This is a genomic window from Aureispira sp. CCB-E (genome assembly GCF_031326345.1).
Taxonomy (GTDB): Bacteria; Bacteroidota; Bacteroidia; order Chitinophagales; family Saprospiraceae; genus Aureispira.
Window position 1 is genome coordinate 2,133,709 of sequence record NZ_CP133671.1, and the last position, 12,730, is coordinate 2,146,438.

Sequence of the window (12,730 nt, forward strand, 5' to 3'; positions counted from 1 at the left end):
CGGCGGAACATTCGATTTGATTTCAGCGAAAGAATGCGTTGCTGCTAAAATGCTTAGCGTTTTCTTACGTTGTTTTTTACAAAATATCTCAACTGCTAAAATGTAGGATGTTTTGAAAGGAAATTTATTGTTGCCCTTGGGGTACTATATTTAAGCTTTTTTACTTAAATCTAACTGACACAGTTTTATGAATCGTAGCTTTTAGGGGCACAAAAGTTAGATTGAGTAAAAAAAATGCTATGAATAGTGATTTAGATACTTAATGGGATGAAATTTTAATACTAACTTGAAGTAAAGGACGCATACTGCTTCAAGGAGTATTTTATTCTAATAAATAATTAACTTATCGTGTGAAAATATTAATAATAGAGGATGAGCAGGAGTTGCTCAATAATATTAAAGAATCATTAGAAAAAGAAAACTTTCTTATAGAAACTGCTATGGAATACAATAAGGCAATAGAAAAAGCTTTAATTTATGATTACGATTGTATTCTTTTAGATGTTATGTTACCAAATGGTAGTGGTATAGATGTTTTGAAAGAGTTGAAAAAACATAATAAGACGGACAATGTGATTATTATTTCAGCTAAAGATTCATTGGAAGATAAATTACTTGGATTGGAACTCGGTGCTGATGATTACTTAACAAAGCCTTTTCATCTTGCAGAGCTAAATGCGAGGGTTAAAGCTGTTATACGCAGGAAAAACTTGAATGGTCGTAATGTTATAGAGTTTTTTAATGTGGTATTGGATGTTAATGAGCGGCTATTTAAAGTAAATAATGATATAATACACCTCAATAGAAAAGAATTTGATCTATTGTATTATTTTTTACTGAATAAAAATAGATTGATTACCAAATCAGCATTGGCCGAGTTTGTTTGGGGAGATCATTCAGATGATGCAGATAATTTTAATTTTGTTTATTATCAGATCAAAAATTTGAGGAAAAAATTAAACGAGTCGAAGGCGAAAATTGGGATTGAGGCAATATATGGAGTAGGTTATAAATTGGTAGAATTATGAAATTACTCAATCATTCTGTAAAATACCTTTCGGTCGCTTTATTTATACTTGTTACATTGTGGTCTATTGTTTTTTATTTTTCAATGCTAAATGAAATAAAAGATACAATTGATGAAGAGTTAGAAAATCAGAAACGATTGATTATTAAAAATGTTTTAAATGATCAAACGATTATAACCAAGGAAAATTTTGATGAAAATCTTTATACTCTTCAAGAAATAGAACGAGAAAGTGCCATCTTGGCTAGAGATACGTATACTGATCTTGAAATTTATATGCAGGATGCTGATGATGATAGTCCAGAATTGGAACCTGTACGAATGTTAACAACAGTGTTTAAGGCAAACGATACGTTTTATCAATTAAAAATTGCAAATCCTATTATAGAGCAAAATGACCTTGTTAAAGCTTTATTTTGGAATGTTGTATGGTTGTATCTTATTCTTATACTTAGTATAGTTTATATTAATAATTTTACGTTAAAAAAAATATGGCAACCTTTTTATCGCTTACTAGCGCAATTAAAATCATATAAAATTGACCAATTAACCCCCTTACTTTTAAAGGAAACAAAAATTAAAGAGTTTGATGACTTGCAACAAGCTGTAAGTGAGATGAACCAACACAGTCTAGAAACATATACACAGCAAAAGGAATTTATAGCAAACGCATCCCACGAATTACAGACTCCTCTTGCTATTGCAAGTAATAAGTTAGAGTTGTTGTTTGAAGATGACTCTTTATCGCAAAAACAAGCGCAAAAAATAGCTGAAACCTACCAAATTTTACAGCGTTTGGTCAAACTCAACAAATCATTATTACTATTGTCTAAAATTGAGAATAAGCAATTTTCTAAATTTGAGAAAATAAATTTCAATGCTATTGTCAAGCAAAGTGTCGGTGAATTAAGTGATTATGCTAGTTATAAAGGAATAGAAATTACGGTTTTTAATAAGGCTGAGTTGATTGAGAAAATGGATAACACACATGCCAATATACTTATATCTAATCTTGTGAAAAATGCTATATTTCATAATGTAGAAAATGGTACTATAGAAATTACAATAGAAAAAAAACTATTAAAAATTTGTAATACAGGAAAGGCGTTAGCGTTGGATGACAATCAGGTATTCAATCGTTTTTATAAAGGAGGAAGTTCTAATCGAAACACTGGTCTTGGTTTATCTATTGTTAAGGCAATCCTGACACTATATAACAGCCAAATTCACTACTATTTTAAAAATAATAGACATTGTTTTGAAATAATTTTCGTCTAACGGTCTAAATTCCCAACTCTTTCCAAAATCACCCCTTAGGTTTGTGTTATTATCTAATTAAAAAAGATTTTTAAGATGAAAAAGCATCAATTATTAATGGGGATTTTATTGGCTAGTACCACATTATTAGCCCAAGATATTTCTACAAACGAAGTACCATCAATAATAATAAACGAGTTTAACAGAAGTTTTCCAAAAGCAATAGATGTTGAATGGGAACTAAAAGGTGGGGTGTATAATGTAGATTTTGAACTAGAAAAAAAGAAAGATATTGAAGTTTGGTATTCGTCTAATGGTGAGCAAATTCGATTAGAAGAGGAAGTAACCATACAAGAATTGCCTGTCTCTATACTTAATACCCTTGAAAAAAACTATAGTCTATATAAAATTGATGATATAGAAAAAATAACCGAGAATAAAAAGATTTCCTATGAGATAGAAATTGAAAGAGGGAATTATGAGCAAGTATTGTTATTCAATAGTAAAGGGGAATTAAGTAAATAATAATCTCAAGAATAGGAGGAAAAATTGAACCAATTATTTCAGTCTGAGTAACTAACTTTTTAAGGGCTGCAAGTATTGGTTTTGGGAGATTGTTAGGAGTAAAAAGTTTCACTTGTTAATAGTCTCCTAATTCTTCTATTCTTAGTAACTCTTAGCCAATTGTTAGAGATTTAAATCATTTTATCAAGCTATCAATTATTGACCATTATTACATGAGAAGTGTATTGTTTTTAGCTGTTAGGGTGATATGATTGGTGGAATGTAATTGAAAATATGACTATATTAAGAAAAGTAAGAATGTTGTTTTTGTGTAGTGTGTTGTTCTTTTGGGGGAGCATTCAGAATATTAAGGCACAAGCTGTTAAAAGTGGGACAACATCTGATTTTGAAAGTTGGGTTTATGCTGAGGTACGATTAAAATTGTATGAAAGGTGGACTTTTGAGCTTATGGAGCAAGTTCGGCTAAATAAAAACTCGACACAAATAGATAAATATTTCACTAGATTGTCTGTGGGATATGAGCTATTGAAGTATATGGAGTTTAAAGTAGCTTTTCGTTTTTCAGAACAGAATAAAAGAGAAAGAGGATATAAGCCATATTATCGAACCAATGTAGATATTGCTTTTAAACATAAAGCTGAGCATTTTTCATTTAACTACCGTTTAAGGTATCAATTTAAAAATAGGCTAGGAGAAACTGATAAAAAAGAAGAAAATTCTCTAAAACATGGCTTGAGATTCAGAGCAAAAGCAAAATATAAGAGCCAAAAGATTCCTTTGGAACCTAGTTTTGCTGTAGAAATGTTTTATCAGTATGAAAAACGTAGCTTGTCTATGACATATAAGCTTCAGTTTACAGTAGCATTAGCCTATGATTTAAAAAAATATGGTAAAATTGAATTATTTCATCATTTAGAACAAAATTTGTTTTCATCTTCTCCCAAAACAGTAGGAATTATAGGTTTGGGGTATATATATACTATTTCTAAATTAAAAAAGTAGAATAATGAGCAGTCTTTTTCCTACTTTGTTCGCTCCAAAAAGAAAAAAGCTCTAACTATTTGAAAGATATGTAAGTTACAAAGGAAAGTTAATATTCCCCTCGGGGCACTCAAGGTGCTTTACATTGCTACCAGAAAGTAGTAAAAAGTTAGGTTTCATCGCTGTTTGAACCACTTTTTGCTACTTTTTTACTTTTGGGGTATTTGCTTCTTCTACATTCTTCTACACGGCTTTTTGTTCTCCGTTTGTTCCCCGTTTAGATTGTTTTTTATGTAACTTTCTAAAAAAAGGGAAACTCATGATTCAATTTTCAGTAGTTTATAACTACAAAAACAAACTCCGTAAAAACGGAACAGGATTAATTCAAATTAGAGCCTACTCTAAAGGCAAATGCAAATATTTCTCAACAAATATTTACGTTACTCCCTTTCAGTGGAGCAAAAAATTAAACCAGGTAATTTTGAAGTCAATTCTTCAACAGTTGGAAATCGAAACGGTGACGGTTTATTTGCATCTCTCGAATAAGATCATGAACAATACTTTGGATGATAATGTCTGTTGGTAGGCTAAGAATGGCAAACTGTAAATGATTTATGATGGAGTGAGCTTCCTTTTTTGAGGTTTGCTCATTTTTTGTTTTAAATGTGTATAATTGTATATGTATTGTTTATATAATGTAGTTAGCTTTCATTATGATTTTTTGTGTACTTTGATTGTTTTTGAAAACTAAATCATTATCAAGTGGTTTAATGTTATTGTTTAAGGATTTTTTGTGTACCTATTAGAGCTTTTCCATCCCATAATTGCACGAAATAAATCCCCTGAGAGAATGATTCAAAATCTAATAAAAAACTATCATTTATATTGTTATAAGAAGCTAATGTTTGACCTTGAGGATTAATGATTTTGATTAAAGAAGCTGTCGTTATATTATAATCAATTTTAATGTTGAGGTTTTTTTCTACAGGATTAGGATATACTTGTATTGAGTTTTGTGTTAATTGAGGAGAAAAGATAGCGGTTAATTGGCTAGGGCATAAGCTATCTACTTCTGTAGGATTTAGAACCCTATTATAAATCCGAATATCATCTATTTTTCCATCAGTTCCATAGGTATCACTCCCACAAGGCACACCTTGACTATTTAAAGAATGCCCAATTCCCATATGAGCATTATTCGTTGTTATGTAAGGTGTAAAGAGACCATTATTACTTATTTGAGAACTAAGTATTTGATTATCTAGGTAAAAGACTACTCTTTTTTGTCCAGAAGAAATAGTCCCATCATAGGTAGCAACAAGATGATGCCAAGCGGTATCTGTTACTAAGGTATCGGGTCGTTCGTATGTAGCAGCGACACTTGCCAAAACCCCAGAACTAGCGTCATAATAGTTAAAGCTTATAAGTCCAGAATTTTGTATACTAAAATCTAGTTGATGTTTATTTTCATTACACCAATTAGATCCTACCTTACTAATAAATGTCATTCCTTGATTTATAAAATCTTTTTTAAACCAAAGAGAGATACTAAACTGTTTATTATTTCCGACAATGACAGAATTAAAATTATCTCCTAGACCAATGAAAGAGTTTGTACTCCCATTTACAAAATGATAAGCACTATTAGGATTCCCCCAACGATCAGTTGTTAATGTAGCATTATTAACAGTTCCATTAATAGTACTTATTATATCATCCGCATTTCCATCAAATGGATAATGAGCGATTAAACCATTCGTGACTTGAGCTTGTGTATATTGGTATCCTAGAAACTGAAAAAGGATAAGGGTAGTATAGAATAATTGTTTCATAAAGTATTGTTTTAATTGTCCTAATATAACATATTAAATACTTCAGTGCAAGTCAAATTTATGAAGTGTAAACAAAATCTTTACAACCTCATAAACTAAAGCACTAAATAGGATTTCCATAAAACCCTTATTCTTAGGAGAAAAAAGAAAATAGAACAGTAAATTTAAAAACCTAATACTAAATTGGTTCTACAAATAAAATCCAAATAATTTATGAGAAAACCTAAGTCAAATGAAACCTAAAAAGTTTACTGCCATAATCATTTTATTACCTGTCATCGTTTTTATTGGTAGAATAGTCTATTTCGAAATATTGAAAAAGCAATTTATTTCAAATTTAGAGGCTGCTTTAAAAGAAAATCAAACTATAGTTATAAAAGAGCTAACGCCCTTTGAATGGGATGAATTGTATTGGGCTTACTCTGATAGTTATGGTTTTGCTGGTGCATCAATAGGAAATCTATGGTTTTTCTACAATAAAGATCAAAAAGTTGTTGAAATAAATTTAAGTTCTAGGTCTCCTAAAATTTGGTACAGTGAAATGTGTAATTGTCCACAACCTTTAAAATATAGTGAAATTTGTTACACTTCTTCTTCTGCTGTCTTTAAAATAGTAAGAAATAATAAAAATGGAAGTGTAAATCTTAAAAGTGCTCTGTGTAAAGATTGAAAGCTCTATTAAAGTTTAAATTTTTTTTTAACTAGAATCGCACTGGGATACTTTTTAAGAGAATTATATTTTCAAACTAGAAGAAGAAATAGAATTTATGTTTTTTGATGTGTAATATTATGGTTGGTTTAAGTTATCGTATTGTTAATCAGTTTGTTGTTGAGTGTTAGGAGGGGCGTGGTTGGTTGCTCTAATCGACTTGTATTTTAAATGGATATATGCAGTTGTATATTATGAATTTATAGGTTAAAAACTAATTTGAATTATGTATAATATATCTGTTTGCGTATATTAGGAATATTTTACTTGCTATTTGGTGAAAAACGAATGTAGAATAAGGGTAAATCTTTTTTATCGAAGCTACTAGATATGAAATGTTAGTTTAAGCAAGTTAGTTGGTGTAGAACCTCAAACTATTTGTTCTATTTTGCTCCTGTTCTTAGGGCTTAACTTTTGGCTGCAAACAATGAACACTAATTGATGGACTTATTTATTAACTTTTAATCTATTATCATGAAACTACTCATCTTACTAAGTGCAATATTATTATTGGAGTCTTTGAATGCACAAAAAAACTACGAAATTACCAACTTAAAAGCCGTCAATACGGAAAAAAACGAAAAAGCTCCTGCCTTTTATGATCAGGAAGGAAGAGCTTATCTGATTTTTGCATCAAATCAAAAAAGAAATATAGAGGATATTTATATCAGTAAATTAACAGTTAAAAACAAGGCTTTGAATCAATATTTATATTCTATACCTGAATCTTATGACAATGGATTAAAAAATAATTTGGGTAATAAACAGTTTTTTATTTCTAAAGAGTCAGATATGGCTATAGCAGCACGCCCGAGCAAAAATGGAGGGTCTATTATACTAAGAGCAAAAAGAGGTGAAAAAGGGTGGGAAGAGATGACTAGATTGCCATGGGTAATTATGTATGATAAAAATGCTCCTAAGAAAGATTATTATAATGTTGCTTACCCTAATTTGACATCAGATGGTTCTATGATGTTTTTTGCTTCTGATATGCCAGGAGGATTTGGTGGATGGGATTTATATGTTTCCTTTTTTGAGAAGGGTAGATGGTCGCCACCTGTTAACCTTGGACCAGATGTTAATTCAGAAGAAAATGAAATTTCACCATTTATAGCGGATGATAATATGCTCTATTTTTCTTCAGATAGAAAAACTGGTAAAGGGGGATATGATATTTACTTTTCTAAAGAGAAGAACGGTAAATGGGAAAATGTAATGGCTTTAGATGGGCTTAACACAGAAGCTAATGAAGAAGGATTTATAATAAGAGGAAAATATGGTTATTTAGCTTCTGATCGAAAAGAAGGCAAAGGTGGTTATGATATTTATGCTTGGCATTTAAAATAAATAGGAATGAAAGCTGTTTGCCTAAGTCCTGATTTTTATATGTTAGCATTTTTTCAAGATACAAAGCTTTAATCTAGGGATAGATTAGAGTTTTTTGGTTTAATTGAATAATGATTTTTAAGAAGGGATGAAGTCATTCCCAACGTCAATACAACTTCTTTTTTAGGTGTTGAATTTTAGTTAGAAATTCTAGACTGAATCAGCTCCAAATTATGTCGCTCAAAACTAGAAAACAATTCCTCGATATTTTCTAATGTTTGAGCATGATACCATTTTTGTTGATTGAAATAGGCTTGCAGTTCAGAGTCTTTGAAAGTATAGCCGTATTGTGCATAAATTTCCGCAGACATGAGCTGAAGTGTTTCTTTATCATAGTTATTAAACGCATAAGCTTCTAAGAATTGATTGGATAAGAAAGGGAAACGTCTTCCATTGGAAATTTTATGTGTTTTTATAGGCTGGAAATTCCAATTGTCATCCACAAAAAAATATCTAGAAATAGGATGCTGACAAGCTAACTCATTATTTATTTCCAAACATTGATCTACAGTGAGACTATCAATTTTGTCCATTCCGTAAACATGAAAAACATAATTGTCTAAGGGAGCTACCCAAATAGTTTGGTGTCTTAAAGTGGTTAGGTAACTTTCTTCTCCGACAATGATTTGATCAATTAGCTCTCCTGTTTCTGGGTGGAGTGTAAACAAGATATCATAATGTCCACCTCCACCAGAAGCATGTTTTTGACGAACTAAAAATAAATTGCTACAATTTCCATATTCACTGGACAAAAAGCCTGATTGATTACCTGTTTTAGGCAAAATAGGGTAAGTTGTAGTGCCTCCAAACTGTTGCCACTTTTTTCTAGTTCTTAGAGAGTCCAATAAGTTATTGGGTAAAGGTTTTAAGGTAAAATATTGGTTGATGTCTTGAAAAAATGTCAAGGACTCTACTTTTTTAGCCAGAGGATTTGTTTCTTGCGGTTGTGTACAGCTAGATAGAAGCAATAGGATTGAAAGACAGAAAAGTAGTTTCATTTATTTTTTGAGTTTTTCTAATTTAGCAGTTTTGGGTAATTTGATGGATTCTTTTTAAGAATTGCTAGCTATGTGGGGCGACATATTTTTTAGATGAATTTAGCGGTTAAGACGCCCATCTATATTCTAAAATCAATTTTTTAGTATTCTAATTAAAGTATTAAATGATCATAAAGTAAATCGTCATCATTATTTTTTGAAAGTCCCTTAAAATTGATATTATCAAAATTCAAGAAATGTCTACTAATACTGTTAATTAAGTCTATAGACTGAGATATGTCTTTATACAACTTAGAAATTAAGCTATTACTAACTAAAGGTGCTCTAAGTTTGACTTCAAAAAAATCAAGCTTTTCTAAGGCAATATACATTTTATTATCATAAAAACAGATTGTAAATGAGGAAGTCAATTCCTTATAAATCCGCTCTAATTCTTTGATAAAATTCATCCGAATAATTGTATATGCATCTTTTTCTACCTCACTATAAATAGTACACATCTTATTAAGAGATGCGTTCATCCTAGCAATTGGAATTTGTTTTAATTTAAAATGCTCATCATCTAAAAACTCTGACTTATTAGCGCCTAAAATTAAAATGTATGGGAAAGATATATTGGGAATTTCTAACACATAAAACAAACCATTAAATGGAGGTAAGTTTAATTTTCTATCTAGTGCCTCTGAACTTCGTAGTTTAGTAAATTTAAATTTTAGATTTGATTTAGTTAGCCCTTCAAAAGAGCCTATTGATTGAATCCAATGTCGATTTCTATATAACTTACTATACTTAAAGGTATTTTTATCAAAATATTTATCTGGAAAATAACTTAATTCAGGAAATAAAGTTGTTACAAACTTTACTAATATTAATTGATTAAAGTTCTTCTTATAGCTTTTCTTTTGGGGAGATAAAAGGAATGGTTCAATTAAAAAGAAAAGAATGAGCGATGATATCATTCCAATTAATGGTACAAAGCTTTTCTTCTCTTCTTCAAAAGGAAAAGTTCCTAATAAAATAGATATTGGAATTAAATATATTAGATAAGAAGTTGAATAAAGAATATTTCTATATCTTCGTGACTTTTCAAGTTTTATTAATTGAGGATAAAGTTTTTTTTTAAACTGATTTATATTCATTTCAGATAAAGTGTCAAATGATCAAACTAATACAATTTAACTTCGTTGCTACTGCGTGGTTTTAAGGAAATAATGTTAGTAAAGTTCATCTGCTAAAAAGCCAATTACATCCTTTTTCTTTATCAAGTTTACGAAGTCTTCCATATCTTCTAAATAGAGTGGGATTGTTAAAGGTCTCTTTAGTTCTCTAGCTTCTACAAAAACGTAAGGTATGCCTTCTACTGATTGACGATAAACTTTGGTGATTTCATTCCACTTTACAAAATGATAAAAACCAACCGCATCGTAACACTTTATACCATTATGAAATACTGTTATAGTAAAAAGCATTCTCATGAAGGCTAAAAGTAAGCATAGTATCAAGAAACATATCCACGGAAAAAATAAAACAAATAATAAATCGGGAAGATTAGAAAAACCATGTTTATAAGCACCAGCCATTCCCATCACAAACATAAATAGTCCTAAGGGGATAAAAAAAATAAACAAAGGACGGACAAAAATACTTATATCAGATCTAAATTTTCTTATGGGTTGATGCATCGTAATTCGTTTTAGAGAAAGTGTACTTTTTTAACAAAAAAAGATTAATTTAAATTCCAACTAAATACAAAATTGAGGTGCACCTCAGTATTATATTATATACACGAACTGCTAACCGCAATTAGAACATATGATGAATTTTAATTTTATAGCAAGTAACGATTTTGACCTAAATAATTTTAAGAATATAGAAAGCTTTGTTAGTTTTTATTCTGATTTTCAGACTATTATTTTGAATAATGAAAAAGAATTGTATTTGCTTTTAAAGCATATCGGAATAGAAAAACTAGACTCTTTTGAACTCAAAAGCGTTGAGTTTGAAAAGTATTGGAATTTATCAGAATTTCATTTGCCCGAATATAATCAAGAAGAATTTGAATCATTCTATAAAAAATGGATAGAAATTTCAGGTAGAGAAGATAATATGGATGAATTTGGAAATTTGATGTTTTTGCAAGGCATGAGTTCAAAATGGAATAAAATGACCTATAAATTAATCGTAAAGGAACAATGAAAAAGTTTGAAGATAAAGGAGAACTTTTAAGTCACTTCTATGACTATCGGATAGTTAGTTGCCTGAAATGTTCCAAACCTGTCGATTTTTTAGACTTAAAAATTGCTTGTATTCATTGTGGATTTAATAAAAAATTTAAACCAATGGACTCTTGGTATAGTCTTACGCCAATAACAGTAGAAATAGAAGATTTCCTAACAACACCTTGTTGTGGTCATACGTTTTGGGCTATGAACTTGGAGCATTTAGCCTTTGTTGAAAGATATGTTGAATCTGATCTAAGAGAACGAATGCCCAATATAAATAGGAGCTTAGCTAGTCGACTTCCACAATGGATAAAAAGTAAAAAGAATCGTAATGAAATTTTAAAAGGTATTTCAAGGTTGCGCTTAAAATTGGTAGAGAATAATTATAAATCAAAAAAGCATCTGACATTATAAGATAAATCATAGCTGCTGGGGCATACTTGTACTAACTGTTACTTATCCTTAGGTACACTTGAAAAATATTTTTATATAATGTCCTTAAAAAATAGAAACGCATACTTCAATTTTTAGCTACTAAAAATTACCAAAACAAACTTCGAAAAATGAGAGAGAATTGTGTCAAATTACATTAAAATATAGAAATCTAGAAACTTTTAATTGTCAGTGAGTTAAGTGGTGCGTTTTTTGTTTGTAGAAATAATAATTCGTATATTAGAATTGTATTTCATATAAATGAACTTATATAAAATTAACTCCTATGAAGTATCCAATGATTGTTTCTTGTCTTTTTTTGACTATGATGGTCTTTTCTGGATGTGACCCAGAACCTACTGACCCTTGTGAAAATGATACGCCCGATCATGACACAAAGCTTTCTGCAAAATACCTAAATACTTCATCTGCGGGACCAACACTGACAATTGATCCGACAGCTTCTTCTTCAAAAATAAATATTGCGAATGTTCCGACTATAGTTCCTTTAGGGAATGGACGAATTGATTTACTCTATTCTGGCGTTACATTTAAAGAAGGAAAGACAGTTTATGTTGTTGATAATGTGGTTAGTCAAAGAAAGGCAGATTGTTGGATCGTTGATGTTGAAAATGAAATGCGATTTTCTTTGTCTAAGAGCTTAGATATTGTACTAGTCTTGGATGTGAGTAGTTCGTTAGGGAATAATATTAGTGCCGTAAAATCGAATGCCAAAAAGATGGTTACAGACATACTGAATTCTAACCCAGATGCAAGAATTGCCATCGTGAAATTTTCAAGAGGAAGTGTGGTACAAGGTTTTACTTCTGTTGCTTCAACCTTGAATCAGTTCATTGATAATAACTCAATTTTTAATGACCCTTCCATTGGATCTTATCAATTAGAGGGTAGAAGTGAAACAGCACTTTATGAGTCAATCAATGATGCTATTGTATTGTTAAATAATTCGGGGGCAGATGGAACAGGAATCCTAACATTTACAGATGGAGTGAGCAATTTTCAGTTTGATCCGCAGTTTCAAGATGAGTTAGAGATTATTGATTCCTTAAATGCATCTGGAATTTCTCATTATACAATTGGTTTTGAGGGCAATCAAAATAGTGTAGATGAGTCGGTATTGGAACGACTTGCTGTTAATGGAAATTTTTCTTTCCCCAAAGACTTGACAGAATTAGAAGAAGTATTTACGAGGTTTTCTAATTCAGTTGCAGCGGTATATGATTTGTATTATAATACAAATGATGCCTTGTTAGAAAATCCTGTTGAATATAGGTTTTTATTTAATACAACTATAGTTAGCGAATAAGTGAACAAAGATAAAAAGAGACCATTCAAAAACA

14 protein-coding genes are annotated in these 12,730 nt (G+C 30.3%); 10 read left to right on the top strand and 4 right to left on the bottom strand.

Annotation, left to right across the window (positions count from 1 at the left end; translation table 11 throughout):
- Positions 1-350 precede the first annotated feature (350 nt).
- The 5 genes from QP953_RS08160 to QP953_RS08180 all read left to right on the top strand — a co-directional run bounded on the left by QP953_RS08160 (position 351) and on the right by QP953_RS08180 (position 4,376).
- Positions 351-1,028, top strand: coding sequence for a response regulator transcription factor (locus QP953_RS08160; protein WP_309554598.1), 678 nt, complete (start codon positions 351-353; stop codon positions 1,026-1,028).
- Positions 1,025-2,305, top strand: a complete 1,281-nt coding sequence (locus QP953_RS08165) for a HAMP domain-containing sensor histidine kinase (protein WP_309554599.1) — start codon at positions 1,025-1,027, stop codon at positions 2,303-2,305. Before QP953_RS08160 ends, QP953_RS08165 begins: the two co-directional genes overlap by 4 nt.
- Before the next feature lie 75 nt (positions 2,306-2,380).
- On the top strand, positions 2,381-2,809 hold the full coding sequence (locus QP953_RS08170; RefSeq protein ID WP_309554601.1) for a PepSY-like domain-containing protein: 429 nt from the start codon (positions 2,381-2,383) through the stop codon (positions 2,807-2,809).
- A 273-nt stretch (positions 2,810-3,082) separates the two neighbouring features.
- A complete protein-coding gene (locus QP953_RS08175) occupies positions 3,083-3,811 on the top strand; it encodes a DUF2490 domain-containing protein (protein ID WP_309554602.1) in 729 nt (242 codons plus the stop codon).
- 298 nt (positions 3,812-4,109) lie between these two features.
- Positions 4,110-4,376, top strand: coding sequence for an Arm DNA-binding domain-containing protein (locus QP953_RS08180; protein WP_309554603.1), 267 nt, complete (start codon positions 4,110-4,112; stop codon positions 4,374-4,376).
- Positions 4,377-4,563: 187 nt separating this feature from the next.
- Here QP953_RS08180 and QP953_RS08185 read toward each other — a convergent pair whose 3' ends face one another.
- Positions 4,564-5,622, bottom strand: coding sequence for a LamG-like jellyroll fold domain-containing protein (locus QP953_RS08185; protein WP_052595912.1), 1,059 nt, complete (start codon positions 5,620-5,622; stop codon positions 4,564-4,566).
- 232 nt (positions 5,623-5,854) lie between these two features.
- Here QP953_RS08185 and QP953_RS08190 point away from each other — a divergent pair, with 232 nt between their 5' ends.
- On the top strand, positions 5,855-6,292 hold the full coding sequence (locus QP953_RS08190; protein ID WP_309554604.1) for a hypothetical protein: 438 nt from the start codon (positions 5,855-5,857) through the stop codon (positions 6,290-6,292).
- A 513-nt stretch (positions 6,293-6,805) separates the two neighbouring features.
- Positions 6,806-7,678, top strand: a complete 873-nt coding sequence (locus tag QP953_RS08195) for a PD40 domain-containing protein (protein ID WP_052595908.1) — start codon at positions 6,806-6,808, stop codon at positions 7,676-7,678.
- A 176-nt stretch (positions 7,679-7,854) separates the two neighbouring features.
- Here the strand turns inward: QP953_RS08195 and QP953_RS08200 are convergent, their stop codons facing one another.
- The 3 genes from QP953_RS08200 to QP953_RS08210 all read right to left on the bottom strand — a co-directional run bounded on the left by QP953_RS08200 (position 7,855) and on the right by QP953_RS08210 (position 10,397).
- A complete protein-coding gene (locus tag QP953_RS08200; RefSeq protein ID WP_309554605.1) occupies positions 7,855-8,715 on the bottom strand; it encodes a YARHG domain-containing protein in 861 nt (286 codons plus the stop codon).
- Between the two features lie 152 nt (positions 8,716-8,867).
- A complete protein-coding gene (locus tag QP953_RS08205) occupies positions 8,868-9,854 on the bottom strand; it encodes a DUF3137 domain-containing protein (protein WP_309554607.1) in 987 nt (328 codons plus the stop codon).
- 75 nt (positions 9,855-9,929) lie between these two features.
- Complete coding sequence (locus QP953_RS08210; RefSeq protein ID WP_052595900.1) at positions 9,930-10,397, bottom strand: hypothetical protein; 468 nt, start codon at positions 10,395-10,397, stop codon at positions 9,930-9,932.
- Positions 10,398-10,527: 130 nt separating this feature from the next.
- Between QP953_RS08210 and QP953_RS08215 the strand changes: the two genes are divergently transcribed.
- The 3 genes from QP953_RS08215 (at position 10,528) to QP953_RS08225 (ending at position 12,696) form a co-directional block, all read left to right on the top strand.
- On the top strand, positions 10,528-10,911 hold the full coding sequence (locus QP953_RS08215; RefSeq protein WP_309554608.1) for a hypothetical protein: 384 nt from the start codon (positions 10,528-10,530) through the stop codon (positions 10,909-10,911).
- Positions 10,908-11,351 carry a hypothetical protein gene (locus QP953_RS08220; RefSeq protein WP_309554610.1) on the top strand — a complete coding sequence of 148 codons (444 nt, stop codon included), beginning with the start codon at positions 10,908-10,910 and terminating at the stop codon, positions 11,349-11,351. The genes QP953_RS08215 and QP953_RS08220 overlap by 4 nt, the downstream gene beginning before the upstream one ends.
- 304 nt (positions 11,352-11,655) lie before the next feature.
- Positions 11,656-12,696, top strand: coding sequence for a VWA domain-containing protein (locus QP953_RS08225; RefSeq protein WP_309554611.1), 1,041 nt, complete (start codon positions 11,656-11,658; stop codon positions 12,694-12,696).
- The last annotated feature ends 34 nt before the right edge of the window (positions 12,697-12,730 follow it).

What these genes read in the sequence shown, in the direction of transcription:
- QP953_RS08195 (WP_052595908.1), top strand. Translation starts at nt 6,806, where the DNA reads ATGAAACTACTCATCTTACTAAGTGCAATATTATTATTGGAGTCTTTG.
- QP953_RS08185 (WP_052595912.1), bottom strand. Translation starts at nt 5,622, where the DNA reads ATGAAACAATTATTCTATACTACCCTTATCCTTTTTCAGTTTCTAGGA.
- QP953_RS08200 (WP_309554605.1), bottom strand. Translation starts at nt 8,715, where the DNA reads ATGAAACTACTTTTCTGTCTTTCAATCCTATTGCTTCTATCTAGCTGT.
- QP953_RS08190 (WP_309554604.1), top strand. Translation starts at nt 5,855, where the DNA reads ATGAAACCTAAAAAGTTTACTGCCATAATCATTTTATTACCTGTCATC.
- QP953_RS08215 (WP_309554608.1), top strand. Translation starts at nt 10,528, where the DNA reads ATGATGAATTTTAATTTTATAGCAAGTAACGATTTTGACCTAAATAAT.
- QP953_RS08165 (WP_309554599.1), top strand. Translation starts at nt 1,025, where the DNA reads ATGAAATTACTCAATCATTCTGTAAAATACCTTTCGGTCGCTTTATTT.
- QP953_RS08220 (WP_309554610.1), top strand. Translation starts at nt 10,908, where the DNA reads ATGAAAAAGTTTGAAGATAAAGGAGAACTTTTAAGTCACTTCTATGAC.
- QP953_RS08175 (WP_309554602.1), top strand. Translation starts at nt 3,083, where the DNA reads ATGACTATATTAAGAAAAGTAAGAATGTTGTTTTTGTGTAGTGTGTTG.
- QP953_RS08205 (WP_309554607.1), bottom strand. Translation starts at nt 9,854, where the DNA reads ATGAATATAAATCAGTTTAAAAAAAAACTTTATCCTCAATTAATAAAA.
- QP953_RS08210 (WP_052595900.1), bottom strand. Translation starts at nt 10,397, where the DNA reads ATGCATCAACCCATAAGAAAATTTAGATCTGATATAAGTATTTTTGTC.
- QP953_RS08180 (WP_309554603.1), top strand. Translation starts at nt 4,110, where the DNA reads ATGATTCAATTTTCAGTAGTTTATAACTACAAAAACAAACTCCGTAAA.
- QP953_RS08170 (WP_309554601.1), top strand. Translation starts at nt 2,381, where the DNA reads ATGAAAAAGCATCAATTATTAATGGGGATTTTATTGGCTAGTACCACA.
- QP953_RS08225 (WP_309554611.1), top strand. Translation starts at nt 11,656, where the DNA reads ATGAAGTATCCAATGATTGTTTCTTGTCTTTTTTTGACTATGATGGTC.